General features: G+C 61.7%; 16 protein-coding genes. 9 read left to right on the plus strand and 7 right to left on the minus strand.

The features are described from left to right. The coding region (locus WBB95_RS18760) for a hypothetical protein (RefSeq protein ID WP_424488940.1) at nucleotides 1-478 on the plus strand (478 nt) is incomplete at its 5' end. Here the strand turns inward: WBB95_RS18760 and WBB95_RS18765 are convergent. Further along, nucleotides 475-933: a TIGR02444 family protein gene (locus tag WBB95_RS18765; RefSeq protein WP_424488941.1), complete on the minus strand. Its 459-nt coding sequence runs from the start codon at nucleotides 931-933 to the stop codon at nucleotides 475-477. The genes WBB95_RS18760 and WBB95_RS18765 overlap by 4 nt on opposite strands. Before the next feature lie 50 nt (nucleotides 934-983). On the opposite strand from WBB95_RS18765, the gene WBB95_RS18770 reads away from it, so the two are divergent. From WBB95_RS18770 to WBB95_RS18780, 3 genes are all read left to right on the plus strand, one after another. Next, nucleotides 984-2,894, plus strand: coding sequence for an ATP-binding cassette domain-containing protein (locus WBB95_RS18770; RefSeq protein WP_424488942.1), 1,911 nt, complete (start codon nucleotides 984-986; stop codon nucleotides 2,892-2,894). After that, nucleotides 2,894-3,466, plus strand: coding sequence for a mechanosensitive ion channel domain-containing protein (locus WBB95_RS18775; RefSeq protein WP_424488943.1), 573 nt, complete (start codon nucleotides 2,894-2,896; stop codon nucleotides 3,464-3,466). The genes WBB95_RS18770 and WBB95_RS18775 overlap by 1 nt, the downstream gene beginning before the upstream one ends. Before the next feature lie 88 nt (nucleotides 3,467-3,554). Continuing rightward, nucleotides 3,555-4,187 carry a LysE family transporter gene (locus WBB95_RS18780; protein ID WP_424488944.1) on the plus strand — a complete coding sequence of 211 codons (633 nt, stop codon included), beginning with the start codon at nucleotides 3,555-3,557 and terminating at the stop codon, nucleotides 4,185-4,187. Between the two features lie 140 nt (nucleotides 4,188-4,327). Here the strand turns inward: WBB95_RS18780 and WBB95_RS18785 are convergent, their stop codons facing one another. The 4 genes from WBB95_RS18785 to WBB95_RS18800 are packed head-to-tail and all read right to left on the minus strand — an operon-like array spanning nucleotide 4,328 to nucleotide 7,459. Then, nucleotides 4,328-5,068: a penicillin-binding protein activator LpoB gene (locus WBB95_RS18785; RefSeq protein WP_424488945.1), complete on the minus strand. Its 741-nt coding sequence runs from the start codon at nucleotides 5,066-5,068 to the stop codon at nucleotides 4,328-4,330. A 3-nt stretch (nucleotides 5,069-5,071) separates the two neighbouring features. After that, entirely contained in the window at nucleotides 5,072-5,659 is a 588-nt protein-coding gene (lpoB, locus tag WBB95_RS18790; RefSeq protein ID WP_424488946.1) for a penicillin-binding protein activator LpoB, read from the minus strand. A 23-nt stretch (nucleotides 5,660-5,682) separates the two neighbouring features. Continuing rightward, the gene (locus WBB95_RS18795; RefSeq protein ID WP_424488947.1) at nucleotides 5,683-6,054 is read right to left on the minus strand and encodes a DUF1425 domain-containing protein; all 372 of its coding nucleotides are present in this window, start codon (nucleotides 6,052-6,054) and stop codon (nucleotides 5,683-5,685) included. 10 nt (nucleotides 6,055-6,064) lie between these two features. Next, the gene (locus WBB95_RS18800; RefSeq protein WP_424488948.1) at nucleotides 6,065-7,459 is read right to left on the minus strand and encodes a COG3014 family protein; all 1,395 of its coding nucleotides are present in this window, start codon (nucleotides 7,457-7,459) and stop codon (nucleotides 6,065-6,067) included. 268 nt (nucleotides 7,460-7,727) lie between these two features. On the opposite strand from WBB95_RS18800, the gene WBB95_RS18805 reads away from it, so the two are divergent. Further along, the gene (locus tag WBB95_RS18805; RefSeq protein ID WP_424488949.1) at nucleotides 7,728-9,623 is read left to right on the plus strand and encodes an FTR1 family protein; all 1,896 of its coding nucleotides are present in this window, start codon (nucleotides 7,728-7,730) and stop codon (nucleotides 9,621-9,623) included. 1 nt (nucleotide 9,624) lies between these two features. Further along, entirely contained in the window at nucleotides 9,625-10,080 is a 456-nt protein-coding gene (locus WBB95_RS18810) for a YaiI/YqxD family protein (protein ID WP_424488950.1), read from the plus strand. 198 nt (nucleotides 10,081-10,278) lie between these two features. Here the strand turns inward: WBB95_RS18810 and elbB are convergent, their stop codons facing one another. Next, nucleotides 10,279-10,944 carry an isoprenoid biosynthesis glyoxalase ElbB gene (gene elbB / locus WBB95_RS18815; RefSeq protein WP_424488951.1) on the minus strand — a complete coding sequence of 222 codons (666 nt, stop codon included), beginning with the start codon at nucleotides 10,942-10,944 and terminating at the stop codon, nucleotides 10,279-10,281. A gap of 115 nt (nucleotides 10,945-11,059) precedes the next feature. On the opposite strand from elbB, the gene WBB95_RS18820 reads away from it, so the two are divergent. Then, nucleotides 11,060-12,295 carry a sterol desaturase family protein gene (locus WBB95_RS18820; RefSeq protein WP_424488952.1) on the plus strand — a complete coding sequence of 412 codons (1,236 nt, stop codon included), beginning with the start codon at nucleotides 11,060-11,062 and terminating at the stop codon, nucleotides 12,293-12,295. Here WBB95_RS18820 and WBB95_RS18825 read toward each other — a convergent pair. After that, the gene (locus WBB95_RS18825) at nucleotides 12,276-12,923 is read right to left on the minus strand and encodes a DedA family protein (protein WP_424488953.1); all 648 of its coding nucleotides are present in this window, start codon (nucleotides 12,921-12,923) and stop codon (nucleotides 12,276-12,278) included. The two genes, WBB95_RS18820 and WBB95_RS18825, sit on opposite strands and share 20 nt — an antisense overlap. 208 nt (nucleotides 12,924-13,131) lie before the next feature. Between WBB95_RS18825 and hemB the strand changes: the two genes are divergently transcribed. Together hemB and ppk1 are read left to right on the plus strand one after the other, a co-directional pair. Continuing rightward, nucleotides 13,132-14,145 carry a porphobilinogen synthase gene (gene hemB, locus WBB95_RS18830; RefSeq protein WP_424488954.1) on the plus strand — a complete coding sequence of 338 codons (1,014 nt, stop codon included), beginning with the start codon at nucleotides 13,132-13,134 and terminating at the stop codon, nucleotides 14,143-14,145. Nucleotides 14,146-14,163: 18 nt separating this feature from the next. Further along, nucleotides 14,164-16,389, plus strand: a complete 2,226-nt coding sequence (ppk1, locus tag WBB95_RS18835; RefSeq protein WP_424488955.1) for a polyphosphate kinase 1 — start codon at nucleotides 14,164-14,166, stop codon at nucleotides 16,387-16,389. Nucleotides 16,390-16,531 lie beyond the last annotated feature (142 nt).

Genomic DNA, 16,531 nt, shown 5'->3' on the forward strand with positions numbered 1-16,531 from the left:
CGCCAAGCCAGCTGCTAAAACCGCTGCTGCGAAACCAGCCGCCAAGCCAGCTGCCAAAACCGCTGCTGCGAAACCAGCCGCCAAGCCAGCTGCCAAAACCGCTGCTGCGAAACCAGCCGCCAAGCCAGCTGCCAAAACCGCTGCTGCGAAACCAGCCGCCAAACCAGCTGCTAAAACTGCTGCTGCGAAACCAGCCGCCAAGCCAGCTGCCAAAACCGCTGCTGCAAAACCAGCCGCCAAGCCAGCTGCCAAACCTGCTGCTGCGAAACCAGCCGCTAAGCCAGCTGCTAAAGCCGCTGCTGCAAAACCCGCTGTAAAACCAGCTGCCGCAAAACCAGCTGTCAAGCCTGCCCCGGCCAAGCCAGTAAGTGCTGCTGCACCTGCCACTACCCCGGCAGCGTCCACCGCTCCAACCGCATCGGCCAGCAGCACGCCTGCATCGGTAACGCCGAGCACCACCCCAACCAGCGCTTCCTAAGTGCTGGTGGCTGCGGCGCGCAGTAAGTCCAGCGCGTCGTGGTCACGGTTGGCGGCTTCGGTCGCCAAGCCTTCAAGCCATCTGTGTTGACCGCTCTGAGTCGGCCATGGCTGCGCCAGCGTCTCCAGACGCGCCAATAATTGCCGCTCGGCATCCAGCTCCAGGGCTTTGACCCGCTCGCGTAACCCCGCCAAATCCTGATCTTGCTGCGCCATGGCGCGCCATTGCATGCGCACCTGTCGTAATGGCTCGACCACTTGCGACTGCCAAGGCGCAGCGATTTGTTCAAGCGCCTCGACACGTTCGGCGGTCAGCGCCACACCGCGCTGCTCCAGCCACGCCCCACAGAGCAACAGGCACACATCCGCCCCTTGCTTCTGCAAGCGCAGGCAAGCGGCTTCGACGCCCGGGTGGGCGTAAGTCGAGAGGGCAAAGCTCCACAGGTCAGCGCACATATTCACACCCAAGCCAGCGGCCAACGAAGCTGGTAGACTCCGCCGCCATTATGATCCGACTTCAAAGCCTAACATTACAGCGTGGCCCGCAACGTCTTCTTGAAGATGCCGAGCTGACCCTGCACGCCGGTCACAAAGCCGGCCTGATCGGTGCCAATGGCGCCGGCAAATCCACGCTGTTCGCCCTGTTGCTGGGTGAGTTGACCCCGGATTCCGGGGACTGCTTGCTGCCGGCCGACTGGCGTATCGCCCATATGCGCCAGGAGATCGATACCCTGGACCGCATCGCCATCGACTACGTGCTTGATGGCGACTTGCGTCTGCGCCAGGTGCAACACGACCTCGCCGAGGCCGAGAAAGCCCAGGATGGCGCCGCCCAGGCCCGCCTGCACTCGGAACTCGACAGCGCCGACGGCTACACCGCCGATGCCCGCGCCCGCAAGATGCTCGCCGGCCTTGGGTTTACCAATGAGCAGATGGACCGCCCGGTCGCCGACTTCTCCGGTGGCTGGCGCATGCGCCTGAACCTGGCGCAGGCACTGATGTGCCCGTCGGACCTGCTGCTGCTCGATGAACCGACCAACCACTTGGACCTCGATGCGATCCTGTGGCTGGAGGATTTCCTCAAGAACTACCAAGGCACCTTGCTGCTGATTTCCCACGACCGGGATTTCCTCGACGCCGTGGTCGACAACATTGCCCACGTCGAACAGAAGAAAATCACCCTGTACCGTGGCGGCTACACCGCGTTCGAACGCGCCCGTGCCGAGCGTATGGCCCAGCAGCAACAGGCCTACGAGAAGCAGCAAGTGCAGCGTGCGCACATGGAAAGCTACATTGCGCGCTTCAAGGCCCAGGCCACCAAGGCCCGCCAGGCCCAGAGCCGGATCAAGGCCCTGGAGCGCATGGAAGAACTGTCGGCGGCCCACGTCGATTCACCGTTCGACTTCGTGTTCCGCGAGTCGGTGAAAATCTCCAGCCCGTTGCTGGACCTCTCGGATGCACGCCTGGGTTATGGCGACAAAACCATCCTGGAGAAGGTCAAGCTGCAGCTAACGCCGGGCGCGCGCATCGGTTTGCTCGGCCCTAACGGCGCGGGCAAGTCGACGCTGATCAAGAACCTGTCTGGCGAGCTGCAACCGTTGGCCGGCCGCCTGACCCGTGGCGAGAACCTGGTAGTGGGCTACTTCGCCCAGCATCAGCTGGACTCGCTCGACGCCAAGGCCAGCCCTTTGTTGCACTTGCAGCGCCTGGCACCGACCGAGCGTGAGCAAACCCTGCGCGACTTCCTCGGTGGTTTCGATTTCCGGGGTGCGCGCATTGATGAGCCGGTGCTGAATTTCTCCGGTGGCGAAAAAGCGCGCCTGGCCCTGGCGTTGATCGCCTGGGACCGCCCGAACCTGTTGCTGCTCGACGAACCGACCAACCACCTGGACCTGGAAATGCGCCTGGCGCTGACCATGGCCCTGCAGGAATTCAGCGGTGCGGTATTGGTGGTGTCTCACGATCGCCACTTGCTCAAGAGCACCACTGACAACTTCCTGCTGGTGGCTGACGGCAAGGTCGAAGAGTTTGACGGCGACCTCGACGACTACGCGCGCTGGCTGACGGATTACCGCCTGCGCAACGCGCCGGTCAGCAACACGCCGGTCAACCCGGACAAGACTGACAAGAAGGCCCAGCGCCAGGCCGCCGCCGCACTGCGCCAGCAGTTGGCGCCCCACAAGCGCGAAGCCGACAAGCTCGAAGCCGAGCTGGGCAAGGTGCACGAGCGCCTGGCCAAGATCGAAACCAGCCTGGGCGACAGCGCCGTGTATGAAGCCGCGCGCAAGGATGAATTACGTGACCTGCTGGCCGAACAGGCCAAGCTCAAGGTGCGCGAAGGGCAACTGGAGGAAACCTGGATGGAAGCCCTCGAACTGCTCGAAAGCCTGCAAGCGGAGCTGGAGGCGCTGTCCTGATGGACGCGCTGCAGTTGCCGCTGCCGGCGCAATGGGTCGAGCCTGTGTGGATCGGCGTGCAAATCCTGCTGATCCTGCTGGCCGGCTACTTCGCCCAGCGATTCGTCGCCAAAGGCCTCACGCGCCTGGGCGAGCGCTACCCGTTCCCGCCACAACTGTTGATGCCGCTGCGCGGCGGCTTGCGCTGGCTGATCATGGGCAGTGCGCTGATCTTCGTTCTCGGCCGCCTGGGCGTGTCTGCCACGGTGTTGTGGACGGCGTTGTCGGGGTTTGTCGCCGTTGCCGCCGTGGCGTTCTTTGCCATGTGGTCGGTGTTGTCGAACCTGCTGTGCGCGATTCTGATCTTCACGGTCGGGCCGTTTCGCCTGGGTGACATCGTCGAGCTGGTGGACACTGTCGACAAACCGGGCGTGAAAGGGCGGGTGGTCGCGATCAACCTGCTCTACACCACGCTGGTGGAAGTCGCCGAAGCCGGCACCGACAGCGCAATGGTGCAGGTGCCTAACAGCTTGTTTTTCCAGCGCTCTGTGCGCCGCTGGCCAGGCAACCACGTGTTCCCGGGCGACCGCTAGCATTCACATCGTGTAAAAATTTATAGCCAGCCTTTGGTCGCTGGAGTTAGCTTTAGGCACAACCGCTAACTCTTCCCTGAGGTGTGTAATGGCACTCGACACATGGCTGGCCTTTTTCGTGGCCAGTTGGATTATCTCCCTTTCGCCTGGCGCTGGCGCCATCGCTTCGATGTCCAGCGGCCTGCAATACGGTTTCCTGCGCGGCTACTGGAACGCCATTGGCCTGCAACTGGGGCTGGCGATGCAGATTGCCGTGGTCGCGGGCGGCTTGGGTGCCATTCTGGCGGCATCCTCCACCGCGTTTTATGCGATCAAATGGTTTGGCGTGGCGTACCTGGTGTACCTGGCCATCAAGCAATGGCGTGCCTTGCCCATGGACATGACCGATGACGCGGCCGTGCGCCCGATCGGCAAGCCCATGGCGATGATGTTCCGTGGTTTCCTGGTCAACGCCAGCAACCCCAAGGCCCTGGTGTTCATGCTGGCGGTACTGCCGCAGTTCGTGAACCCGCAGGCGCCGCTGCTGACTCAGTACCTGATCCTGGGCGCGACGATGATCAGCGTCGACATGATCGTCATGGCGGGATACACGGGCTTGGCGTCGAAAGTATTGCGCCTGTTGCGCACGCCCAAGCAGCAAAAACGCATGAACCGCACGTTTGCCGGGTTGTTCGTGGGCGCGGCGGGGTTTCTTGCCAGCTTGCATCGCGCAACGACTTGAAGCTGACGAAACCGGTTCAAAACCGTGGGAGCTGGCTTGCCTGCGATAGCATCACCTCGGTGTAACTGATACACCGCGGTGCCTGCATCGCAGGCAAGCCAGCTTCTACATTGGTTGTGTGTGGCGTGTGAACGTGTGGCTCAGCGCAGAATCTTCGGCGCTTCATCCCTTGGCAGGTTATTGCGCAGCGCGGGTTTACCCGGGTCTTGATAGCCGCCACCCAACTGCTCGGCCAATTGCCTGGCAACGTCTTCACCCAACGCTTTCGACACCTCTTTCACCACCCGCGGCCGGTTCAGGCTCACGCGCACGTCGCGGTTGTTCACCAACTTGGTGTCCTGGCCTTCACCCATGGCGGTAAATGCCGAGGTGATCTCGAACGTACGGGTGTTGATCAGGCTGAAATCCGCCACCAGTGTCAGGCCCAGTACGGCCGAGTAGCTGTTGGTGTGGTCCAGGGCGTTGATGTCCTGGGTGAAGTCGATGTCCGACAGCGTGCCGAACAGCACGTAATCCGCCCCCTTGAAGTCACCGGCCTTGATGCGCTTGATCACGTCATAGACGTCGCCCTTGGCGTCGGCGGTGTAAGGCGTGCCCTGCACCAGTTGGAACTGGTGGGACTTGAGGATCGCACCCTTGATGTCACCGCTGAATTTACGCAGCTCAGCCTGCTCGATGTACTGGGTACGGCTCTCGTACTCGCTGTAGCTCGACGCGCCGCTGGCGTTGTAGGCGCTGGCCTGGAAATTATTGCTGGCCGATACCGTGTGGATGTACTCCTCGACCTGCGTCTCGTAAGCCAGGTCGGTCACCGCGATCTTCGGGGCTGCCGAGGCGCCAACGGCGCACAGCAGGCTGATCATGCCGATCCATGCACGCATTGCTTAGCGCTCCGTGGTCTTGCGGATTTCTTTTTCGTCCATCCACTCGGCCAGACCGCTTTCGACGTCGATCAACTGCAGGCTGAACTTGTAGAACACGTCCTTGTAGTCCGAGCTGCGCTTGACGATGGAACTGATGGAGCCTTCCAGGCGGTACTTGGCCGCGACCATGTTGCCGGTCTTGCTCACGGTGGACTTCTTGTACAGGCCGCTCTGGTTCTGCAGCTTGAGCTGGTCGACCTGGCTTTGCATGTCGGTGTTGTCGCTGGCAAAGCGCGCGGTGCCGGTCTTCATCAACTGGGTCTTGATCGACGTGGTGATCTCACGGGTGTCGATGTACTCGCTGGTTTTGTTCTTCACGTCATACACCTGCACCACCGGGCGGCCTTGCAGGATGCCGGACTGCGCCAGGGAGCGGGTCATGCTCTCGGCGATCATCTGCAGGTCGGTGGAGCCGAACTCGTTGGTCACCAGTTCCACGGCCTTAGAGTCGCCGTAGCTGATGTTCTTGCCGCCGAGTACGGGCGAGGTGTTGGAGCAGCCAGTGGCCAGAAGGGCGACGACGGCGAGGATCGAGAAGCGTGCAAACATGGGAATGTCTCTCTGCAGCTGAATTAAGGGGTTTTCACTTCAAGGCGGAAGTCGGCTGCCTGGGGCAGGTTGGCGATGGCCGGCAGGAAGGTCGCCTGGTTGGCGTACAGGTTCAGCACTTTCCAGGTGTCTTCATCGCCCACCGGGAAACCGTCGGCGCCCAGCCAGGCGAAGCGGTAATACATCATCTGGTTGCTGCTGGTGATGTTGCTCAACTGCACCTTGGCGGTGAGGAAGCCGTTTTCGCGGGCGACCCGAATGGCACCGACGGCGATGCCCTTGAATGTGCCCATCACCACGATTTTGCTGGCGGCGCTGCCGGGCTCCGGCGGCGACGGGGTAGCGCAGCCTGCAAGCAGGACCAGCGCCAGGGCGCCGAAGATGAAATGACGCATAGCGTGCTCCTTAAGGTTGTTTGAGGGCGATGGCCTGGCCTGCAGCGCTCGGCACTACATGGGCAGCGAGGCCGCCGGTGAACACTTGGTTGCCGACCACGCGCAGGGTGATCACTTGGTAGCGCTGGTCGGCCTTGACCGTCACCAGCGTGCCGCCCAAGGCGTTGGGCAGGCTGACCTGGTGCTCGCCATGCTTGAGGCGCAGGCGAGTCACTTGGGTCATGTCCGGCAGCGTGCGCCAGGTGCGAGTGTCGGCGCCTTCGGTCACGGCCGAGGCGATGCCCAGCACCAGGCCTGCCATGGGGTTGGTCTTGTTCAGGTTGTTTTGCGTGATGCCACGGCTGACCGCACGCACGGTGGTGCGCAGGATGATTCCTGGCATGTCGTCACGCAGGGCGCGGCGGGACATGGCGGTGGTGCTGTTGAGCACGGTGAGGTTCTGTTGCTGCCCATCAACGCCGATCTGGGCGAAGGACGCGGTGGAGGTATCAGCCTTGATCACCGGGAACGACAGCGGAGTGATCACCAGGTGGCCGTCGATGGGAATCGGCAGCGGCAGGCGAATCGAATCACGCGCGGGTGCCAGGCCGCTTTGAACGACGATCAACACGTCGGTCTCATCCGCGCCGACCTTGGATGCATCCAGGTTCAACAGCGCTTGCTCCAACAGTGGCGTGTTGGGGCGCAACTCGGCGGCTTTGCGGTAGCCGGGTGCAGCCAAGTCTTTTTCGCCCAGGGCTTCGTAGACGAAGCCTGCCAGGTAATGGCTGAACGCACTCTGGTAGCTGTTTTTCAGGCCGACCACTTCGGGTGCATCCAGCGCTTCGACCGGGTAACCGCGCAGGTCTTTGATCTGGGTGGTCACGCCCTGGCGCTCGGCTTCGTTTTCGCGCTTGAGGTATTCCTTGTCGCGCAGGTCGGCGATCACCGCTTCGCGCTCGTGGGTCTTCTTGATCTCGGTACGTGCGCCGTCGAAGTCGTTCAGGGCCAGCAGGTTCAAGGCCATCTGGGTGGTCAGCATGACTTTTTCGTAGTCATAACCTTCGTAGCGGCGCACCTTGTCGTTGACCAGGAAGCTGCCGAACTGGGAGAGGTATCTTTCGCTGTCGAACTTGACCGACTCTTCCCACTTGTAGACCTGCAGGTCGGCGCTGCGCCAGGCGGTCTGGCTGCCGGTGAGGTCGCCCTTGGCCCGCAGCAGTTCGCCTTTTTCGAAGAAATAGAGCAGGTCCTTGTCTTCGCCGGTGTTGTTCTTTTCCAGCAGCGTCAGGGCGCCGTCGACATTGCCGGTGGCCAATTGCTGGTTGGTGGCTTGCAGCTCAGTGTCGTAGCTGCGAAACATTGAGCAACCGGAGAGCAAGGTCACCGCCGCCAACGCGAGCGGAGGTAATGCGCGAAATGCCATGCAGACTTCTTCCCTGAAAGTATTCAGCTGATGTGGTTAATCCTCATAAAAACGAGGATTTAAATTCCCTTTCGCGCTAACAGGGCGCGGCATTATAGGCGCCGTTGCTGGCAAAACAATGGCTTTTTGCCGCTGCCTTTTCCTCAAAAAATGCCACTGTCGCGCTTTGACCTGCCTCGCCTTCGTTGCGCCACATCACTAACGTCTTGAGTCAAACCCCTTAACGTTCAACAATGTGTTACTTCGTATTTACCTTTGAGATTCATTCATGATTGCCCCCTTTCGTTTCCTGGCCTGGCTGTTGCTGCCGGCGCTGATGTCGTGCAGCTTCAATCTGCTGGCCGCAACGGCCGAGGGCGCGCCACAAGCCCTGCATTTGCTGGACTACATTGGTGCTGACTACCCTCCTACGGTAGAGGCGGGCAAGGTTATCGATGAATCCGAATACCGCGAACAGGTAGAGTTTCTCGGGGTGTTGCAGGGCTTGGTGGCAGCACTGCCGCAAAGGCCGGAACGCGCGGAGTTGGTCAAGGGTGTCGAGGAATTGTCAGCGGCTGTAACGGCACATGAGGATGGCGCGACAGTCGCCCGCCAGGCGCGTCAGTTGGGCGCCAAGCTGGCGGTGGCGTATGAGGTCAGCCAGGCCCCGGCGATCACGCCTGACCCTGCGCGCGGTGCGCCGCTTTACGCCCAGCATTGCTCGGTCTGCCACGGCACTGCCGGTGCCGGGGATGGCCCGGCAGGCATGGGCATGACGCCGGCGCCCGCCAACTTGCGCGATGCCACGCGGCTGGACCGCCTGAGCCTTTATGCGATCTACAACACCCTCGGCCTGGGTGTCGAAGGCACAGACATGCCGTCTTTCGCTGATCAATTGGACGACCGCCAGCGCTGGGACCTCGCGACCTACATCGCGGGTTTCACGGCCGACCCGGTTGCTGCCAAAAGCGAGCAACCCTTCAACCTCGCCGACCTGGCCCGTCAAACCCCGAATGAGGTCCTGGCCGCCAGCGGCCCGGCGGCCGCCTCGACGTTCCGTGCCCAGCGCGCGCAACCGCCACAGGTCAAGCGTGGCCCGGCGCAGTTGCTCGACTACACCGCCATGACGCTGGACAAGAGCCTCGCCGCCTTCCGCAGTGGTGACCACGAACAGGCCTATGACCTGTCGGTGGCCGCGTACCTGGAGGGCTTTGAGCTGGTGGAAAGCTCCCTCGACAACGTCGACGCCAATGTGCGCAAAGACACTGAAAAGGCCCTGATGGCCTACCGGCAGTCGTTGCAGGACGGTTTGCCGGTCGAGCAGGTGCAGCAGCGCCTGGACGTGGCCAAGGGCAAACTGACTGAATCTGCCGGTTTGCTCGGCAGCGATGGCTTGAGCTGGTCGCTGAGCTATATCTCCGGCCTGCTGATCCTGTTGCGTGAAGGCCTGGAAGCGATCCTGGTGCTGGCGGCAATCCTCGCCTTCCTGCGCAATACCGGCCAGCAATCGGCGGTACGCAGTGTCAACGTGGGCTGGGGCTTGGCGCTGTTGGCGGGCTTGGCCACCTGGGCGTTGGCGGCGTATGTGATTGACGTCAGCGGCGCCCAGCGTGAATTGCTCGAAGGCTGCACCGCGCTGTTTGCCAGTGTGATGGTGCTGTGGCTGGGCGTGTGGATGCACGACCGACGTCACGCGGCGGCCTGGCAGGACTACATCAAGAGCAGCCTGGTGGGCGGCGGTGGGCGGTTCGGTTTTGCCATGCTGGCGTTCTTCTCGGTGTACCGCGAGTTGTTCGAAGTGATCCTGTTCTACGAAACCCTGTGGCTGCAAGCGGGCCCGGCCGGGCACAACGCGGTGCTGGCCGGTGGCGCCACCGCGCTGGTGCTGCTGGTGGGGTTGGCGTGGGTGATCCTGCGCGGTTCGGCGAAGCTGCCGCTGGCATTGTTCTTTGGTATCAATGCGGCGCTGCTGTGTGCACTGTCGGTGGTGTTCGCCGGGCATGGTGTGAAGGCGTTGCAGGAAGCCGGCATCTTCGGCACGCGGCCGGTGGCGTTCTTTGACTTTGACTGGCTGGGCATCCACGCCGATGCGTACTCGCTGAGTGCGCAGGCGGTAGCGATCCTGGCAATTGTGGTGCTGTACGGGCGCAGCCGACTGGCCGAGAAACGTCGAGTGGTGGCCTGACATGCGCGTGTGGATCGATGCTGACGCGTGCCCTCGGGCGGCCAAGGACCAAGTGGTCAAGTTCGCCCTCAAGCGCCAGTTCGAGGTGGTGCTGGTGGCGGGGCAAAGCCAGATCAAGCCGAGCTTTGCCTGTGTGAAGCTGATCGTGGTGCCCAGCGGGCCGGACGCGGCAGACGATTACCTGGTAGAGCATGCGCTGCCAGGTGAGTTGGTGATCTGCAGCGATGTGCCCCTGGCCGACCGTCTGGTGAAGAAAGGCGTGACGGCGCTTGACCCACGCGGCAAGGAGTTCAGCCCGGCGAACATGAGTGAGCGGCTGGCGGTGCGCAACCTGTTCACCGATCTGCGCGAGCAGGGCCAGATGGGCGGCGGGCCACCGCCCCACGGGGAAAAGGACAAGCAGGCATTTGCCAACGCTCTGGACCGAATTCTCACCAGGTTGATGCGTCCGGCCTGACCGGAAGTCTGCGATTTTTTGTGGTGAGCGGGCTTGTCCCGCGCTGGGTCGCGCAGCGGCCCCAAGCCCTGTGCCGCCGCATTAACTGCGCCACCGCGCCGCCTGACACAGGGGCGGCTTCGCCACCCAGCGCGGGGCAAGCCCGCTCACCACAGAGGCCACCACACCACATTCACCACAGCAAGCCAGCTTGTTGAATCAATCGTTCTCGTGGGTCAGCTCCAACACCCGGTCCACGAGTTTGTTGATCCCGGATGCGACCTCGCTGATGCTCTTGCCAACCATATAAGCCGGGGTGCTCACCAATTTGCGCGCCTCGTCTTCGACGATGTCTTCCACCGTACATTCACGGTGGGTGGCGCCCATCTTGTCCAGGGCTGCCGCCGTGTCGGGGCAGTTGCCGATGGTGCAGGTCACGCCTGGGCCGTAGATTTTCGCGGCCAGCGCCGGCGAGATGCAGATCAGCCCCACCGGTTTGCCCGCTTCGGCAAAGGCTTCGGCCAGCTCCAACACCTGTGGGTTAACACTGCAACCGGCGCCCTCCACGGCAAAGTTCGACAGGTTCTTCGCCGCGCCAAACCCGCCTGGCACGATCAGCGCGTCGAACTCGTCGGCGTTGGCTTCGCGTATGTCCTTTACCTCTCCCCGGGCGATGCGCGCCGACTCCACCAGTACATTGCGCGACTCGGGCATCTCTTCGCCGGTGAGGTGGTTGATCACCTGCAGTTGCGCAATATCCGGCGCAAAGCATTGGACCTGAGCGCCACGCTGGTCCAGGCGCAGCAAGGTGATCACGCTTTCATGGACCTCTGCACCGTCGTACACGCCACAGCCGGAAAGGATCACTGCAATCTTTTTGCTCATGGGCTTTCTCCCTATTTTGTGGCGTTAAATGTCTACTAATTTGTCACCTGTTGCCAATGGGATCCAGGGCCGCTACACCTAATCTTGATGTAACAAAAATAGACCGGACTAGCCCATGGACTTCGTGCCTTACGCGGTACCGTTTTTCATTGCCTTGATTGTGGTTGAGCTGCTGGCCGACCGATGGCGCGGCGCGCGCAATTATCGGGTGGCGGATGCCATCAACAGCCTCAGCACAGGTGTGTTGTCGACCACCACCGGCCTGCTGACCAAAGGTGTGGGGTTGTTGACCTACGCGTTTGCCCTCAAACACCTGGCGCTGATCGAACTGCCCGCCCAGAGCATCTGGACCTGGGTGTTTGCCTTCGTGTTCTACGACTTCTGCTACTACTGGCTGCATCGCTGCGGCCATGAGCGCAACATCCTCTGGGCCGCGCACTCGGTGCATCACCAGAGCGAGGACTACAACCTCAGCACCGCCCTGCGCCAGACCAGCACCGGCTTCCTGTTGAGCTGGATTTTCTACCTGCCCCTGGCCGTGCTGGGTGTGCCGCTGGTGGTGTTTATCAGCGTGGCCTCGCTCAATCTTCTGTATCAATTCTGGGTGCATACCCGCCACGTGCCCAAGCTCGGCTGGTTCGAGTGGTTTTTCGTCACGCCCTCCAATCATCGAGCCCACCATGCACAGAACGCTCTTTACATGGATCGCAACTATGGCGGCGTGTTCATTATTTGGGACCGTCTGTTCGGTTCGTTCCAGGAAGAAGACGAAAACGAACCGGTGATTTTTGGCGTGACCACGCCGCTGGCCAGTTGGAACCCGCTGTGGGCCAACCTGCAGTTTTATGCACAGTTGTGGAGTGATGCGCGGCGTACCGAGAGTAAGTGGGACAAGCTGCGCATCTGGTTCATGCGCACCGGCTGGCGCCCGGCGGACGTGATGGAGAAATACCCGATGGCCAAGCCGGACTTGAGCCAATTCCGCAAATTCGAAGTGCCGTTGGACGCGCGCCAGCAGGTCTATGTCGCCCTGCAATTCGTGGGGTATGTGGGGTTCGGCAGTTATTTGATGAATTTCGGTGAAGGGCTGCCGACGGCGGCGCTGGTCCTGGGCTGGAGCGCGATGGCATTAGGATTGTTCACGTTGGGCGTCGCCCTGGAGAACCGCCCGTGGGCGCTGAAGGCTGAGCTGGTGCGCCTGGGGCTGAATGTGCCGTTGGTGTGGCTGGCGCCGCTGGTCGGGTTGTGGCCAGCCGGTAGCCTGGGTTGGCTGGGGCTGGCCAGTTACAGCCTGGTCAGCGGCATCGGCCTCTACTGCTGCAGAGACCGGCTTACTCGACTGGCGTCTTAGGCGTTTCGTTTTTCTGCGACTCGGCCAGTTGTTGCTCAGCCAGGCGGGCCTTGGCGTCGGCACAGGCCTGACGGGTGATGCGTGCGTTCTTGAAACGGCGACGCAACCATAGGCCCAGGCCCAGCAGCAGCAAGGCGCCCAGTACCCACAGCTCGTACTTCTTGACGCTGCCCAGCATGCCTTCGAGCACTGCGCCGAAGTGGTAGGCCGCAGCCCCCAGCGCCGCTGCCCAAACCGCTGCGCCAATCCCGTTGAGGATCAAGTAGCGCACAGGCGGGTAGCCGGACAGGCCGATCGCCACGGGCATGACCGTGCGCAAGCCATACACAAAGCGGAAGCTCAGCACCCAGATATCCGGATGCTTGCGGATATGCTCCAGGGCCTTGTCGCCCATCAGTTGCCAGCGTGGCTTGCGCGCCAACAGTTTGCGGCCGTGCTTGCGCCCCAGGAAGTACCACAACTGGTCGCCGGCGTAGCTGCCAAAAAAGGCAACGACCACCACCAGGTTGATATCCATGTATCCACGGAACGCCAGGAAGCCTGCGAGTACCAGGATGGTCTCGCCTTCGAAGAACGTGCCGAGGAAGAGGGCAAAGTAGCCGAAGTCATGCAGAAATTGTTGAAGCATGGTCTAGGGTGCTGGCGAAATGAACGCGCAGCCTACGCCTTCGTGAACATTCATGAAAGTATCGAGATGTGTCACGAAGTGAACATTTCCTACATAAACGACGAATGCGACTACAGGTCGCATCGATAAGCACAACTGTCATTCCTTCGTCATAATGGCCGCTTATAACTGCAACGCTCGCCCGTCAACGCGGGCTCAGGAGTCTGTCGTGAGCTTTACCCCTGCCAATCGCCTGTTCCCTGCCACCCGTCTGCGTCGCAATCGCCGTGATGATTTTTCTCGCCGTCTGGTCCGTGAAAACGTGTTGACGACGAATGATCTGATCCTGCCGGTGTTTGTGCTGGACGGTGAAAATCGCCGGGAAGCGGTGGCGTCGATGCCGGGTGTGGAGCGCTTGACCGTTGATCTGCTGCTTATCGAAGCGGCGAAGTGGGTTGAGCTGGGGATTCCGGCGCTGGCGCTGTTTCCGGTCACACCGTCCGAACTCAAGTCCCTTGATGCTGCTGAAGCCTGGAACCCTGAGGGGATCGCCCAGCGTGCCACCCGCGCCCTGCGCGAGCGGTTCCCCGAGCTGGGGGTGATCACCGACGTAGCGCTGGACCCGTTCACCACCCACGGCCAGGATGGCATTCTCGACGAAGACGGCTACGTTCAGAACGACATCACCGTCGATGCGCTGGTCAAGCAAGCCTTGTCCCACGCGGCGGCCGGTGCTCAGGTGGTTGCGCCGTCGGACATGATGGACGGCCGCATCCAGGCGATTCGTGAAGCCCTGGAATTGGCCGGTCACGTCAATGTGCGGATCATGGCCTACTCGGCCAAGTACGCCAGCGCCTATTACGGCCCGTTCCGCGATGCGGTGGGCTCGGCGTTGAACCTGGGCAAGGCCAACAAGGCGTCGTACCAGATGGACCCGGCCAACAGCCATGAAGCCCTGCACGAAGTGGCGGCCGACCTCGCCGAAGGCGCCGACATGGTGATGGTCAAACCCGGGATGCCCTATTTGGACATCCTTTATCGGGTCAAAGAGGAATTCAAGGTGCCGACCTTTGTCTATCAGGTCAGCGGTGAATACGCCATGCACATGGCCGCGATCCAGAATGGTTGGTTGAGTGAAGGGGTGATCCTCGAATCCCTGACTGCCTTTAAACGTGCCGGCGCCGATGGCATTCTGACTTACTTCGCCGCCCGCGCTGCCCAATTGCTTAGAGAGCAACAATAGCCCTCACAGGAACACTCGATGAATACCGAAGGACTCTCCGAAGTTGCCGTAAAAGACGCTCACCCGGTGGTGGAACAAGTCACCGAGACCCCGCCGGAACTGGAGCCAGCCCCGCCTGCCGTGGTGGCCGAAGCGCCCGCGCCGGCGGCGCCAGTGGTCGCGGTGACCAACCTGGATGACAGCAGCCTGTACATCCACCGCGAGCTGTCACAACTGCAATTCAACATCCGCGTGCTGGAGCAGGCACTGGATGAGTCCTACCCGTTGCTGGAACGGCTGAAATTCCTGCTGATTTTCTCCAGCAACCTGGACGAGTTTTTCGAAATCCGCGTCGCCGGCCTCAAGAAACAAATCACCTTTGCCCGCGAACAAGCTGGCGCCGATGGCCTGCAGCCGCACCAGGCCCTGGCGCGCATCAGCGAGCTGGTGCACGGCCATGTCGACCGCCAATACGCGATCCTCAACGACATCCTGCTGCCGGAACTGGAAAAACATCAGGTCCGCTTCATCCGTCGTCGCCACTGGACCACCAAGATCAAGACGTGGGTGCGTCGCTATTTCCGTGACGAAATCGCGCCGATCATCACCCCGATCGGCCTCGACCCGACGCACCCGTTCCCGTTGCTGGTGAACAAGAGCCTCAACTTCATCGTCGAGCTGGAAGGCATCGACGCCTTCGGTCGCGATTCGGGCCTGGCGATTATTCCGGCGCCGCGTCTGCTGCCACGCATCATCAAGGTACCGGAAGAGGTAGGGGGCGCTGGCGATAACTATGTATTCCTCTCGTCGATGATCCATGCGCACGCCGATGACCTGTTCCAGGGCATGAAGGTCAAGGGTTGCTACCAGTTCCGCCTGACCCGAAACGCCGACCTGGCGCTGGACTCCGAAGACGTCGAAGACTTGGCGCGTGCCCTGCGCGGCGAGCTGTTCTCGCGCCGCTATGGCGATGCGGTACGTCTGGAAGTGGCCGATACCTGCCCGAAACACTTGTCGGACTACCTGCTCAAGCAGTTCAACCTCGGCGAGACCGAGCTGTACCAAGTCAACGGCCCGGTGAACCTGACGCGTCTGTTCAGCATTACCGGCCTGGACAGCCACCCGGAGCTGCAGTACACGCCGTTCACACCGCAGATCCCGAAATTGCTGCAAAACAGCGAGAACATTTTCAGCGTGGTGAGCAAGCAGGATATTTTGCTGCTGCACCCGTTCGAGTCGTTCACGCCGGTGGTGGACCTGCTGCGCCAGGCTGCGAAAGACCCGCATGTATTGGCCGTACGCCAGACCCTGTACCGTTCCGGCGCCAACTCGGAAATTGTCGATGCGCTGGTCGACGCCGCGCGTAACGGCAAGGAAGTCACCGCGGTGATCGAGCTGCGTGCGCGGTTCGACGAAGAGTCCAACCTGCAACTGGCGAGCCGCCTGCAAGCAGCCGGTGCGGTGGTGATCTACGGCGTGGTCGGCTTCAAGACCCACGCCAAGATGATGCTGATTTTGCGCCGCGAAGCCGGCGAGATCGTGCGTTACGCCCACTTGGGCACCGGCAACTACCACGCCGGCAACGCCAAGCTCTACACCGACTACAGCCTGCTGACCTCCGACGACGCCTTGTGTGAAGACGTCGGCAAGTTGTTCAGCCAGTTGATCGGCATGGGCAAGACCTTGCGCATGAAGAAACTGCTGCACGCGCCGTTCACGCTCAAGAAGGGCATGCTCGACATGATTGCCCGCGAAACCCAGTTCGCCCTCGACGGCAAACCGGCGCACATCATCGCCAAGTTCAACTCGCTGACCGACCCGAAGATCATCCGCGCGTTGTACAAGGCCAGCCAGTCCGGCGTGCGCATTGACCTGGTAGTGCGTGGCATGTGCTGCCTGCGCCCGGGCATTGTCGGCGTTTCGCACAATATCCACGTGCGCTCGATCATCGGCCGCTTCCTGGAACACACGCGGGTGTTCTACTTCCTCAATGGCGGCGAGGAGCAGATGTTCCTTTCGAGTGCCGACTGGATGGAGCGTAACCTCGATAAGCGTGTGGAAACCTGCTTCCCGGTGGAAGGCAAGAAGCTGATCATGCGGGTCAAGAAGGAGCTGGAGAGTTATCTCACCGATAACACCCACAGCTGGAGCCTGCAGTCGGATGGCCGTTACGTGCGCAACACGCCGACCGGCAACCAGAACCCGCGCAGTGCGCAGGCGACGTTGCTGGAGAAGCTGGGCAGCCCGATTCTGTCGGTGAACTAACAGCAGGCCTTTGTAGTGAGCGGGCTTGCCCCGCGCTGGGTGGCGAAGCCGCCCTGAAACCTGACGCCGCGGTTGTTCTGAAACACCGCGGCGTTTTGTATGGGGCGGCTTCGCCACCCAGCGCGGGGCAAGCCCGCTCACT

The organism is Pseudomonas sp. (genome assembly GCF_049645325.1).
Lineage (GTDB): Bacteria > Pseudomonadota > Gammaproteobacteria > Pseudomonadales > Pseudomonadaceae > Aquipseudomonas.

Bases quoted from the DNA above. Each gene is read 5' to 3' on its own strand.
- WBB95_RS18765 (WP_424488941.1), bottom strand. From the start codon at position 933: ATGTGCGCTGACCTGTGGAGCTTTGCCCTCTCGACTTACGCCCACCCG.
- WBB95_RS18770 (WP_424488942.1), top strand. From the start codon at position 984: ATGATCCGACTTCAAAGCCTAACATTACAGCGTGGCCCGCAACGTCTT.
- WBB95_RS18775 (WP_424488943.1), top strand. From the start codon at position 2,894: ATGGACGCGCTGCAGTTGCCGCTGCCGGCGCAATGGGTCGAGCCTGTG.
- WBB95_RS18780 (WP_424488944.1), top strand. From the start codon at position 3,555: ATGGCACTCGACACATGGCTGGCCTTTTTCGTGGCCAGTTGGATTATC.
- WBB95_RS18785 (WP_424488945.1), bottom strand. From the start codon at position 5,068: ATGCGTGCATGGATCGGCATGATCAGCCTGCTGTGCGCCGTTGGCGCC.
- lpoB (WP_424488946.1), bottom strand. From the start codon at position 5,659: ATGTTTGCACGCTTCTCGATCCTCGCCGTCGTCGCCCTTCTGGCCACT.
- WBB95_RS18795 (WP_424488947.1), bottom strand. From the start codon at position 6,054: ATGCGTCATTTCATCTTCGGCGCCCTGGCGCTGGTCCTGCTTGCAGGC.
- WBB95_RS18800 (WP_424488948.1), bottom strand. From the start codon at position 7,459: ATGGCATTTCGCGCATTACCTCCGCTCGCGTTGGCGGCGGTGACCTTG.
- WBB95_RS18805 (WP_424488949.1), top strand. From the start codon at position 7,728: ATGATTGCCCCCTTTCGTTTCCTGGCCTGGCTGTTGCTGCCGGCGCTG.
- WBB95_RS18810 (WP_424488950.1), top strand. From the start codon at position 9,625: ATGCGCGTGTGGATCGATGCTGACGCGTGCCCTCGGGCGGCCAAGGAC.
- elbB (WP_424488951.1), bottom strand. From the start codon at position 10,944: ATGAGCAAAAAGATTGCAGTGATCCTTTCCGGCTGTGGCGTGTACGAC.
- WBB95_RS18820 (WP_424488952.1), top strand. From the start codon at position 11,060: ATGGACTTCGTGCCTTACGCGGTACCGTTTTTCATTGCCTTGATTGTG.
- WBB95_RS18825 (WP_424488953.1), bottom strand. From the start codon at position 12,923: ATGCTTCAACAATTTCTGCATGACTTCGGCTACTTTGCCCTCTTCCTC.
- ppk1 (WP_424488955.1), top strand. From the start codon at position 14,164: ATGAATACCGAAGGACTCTCCGAAGTTGCCGTAAAAGACGCTCACCCG.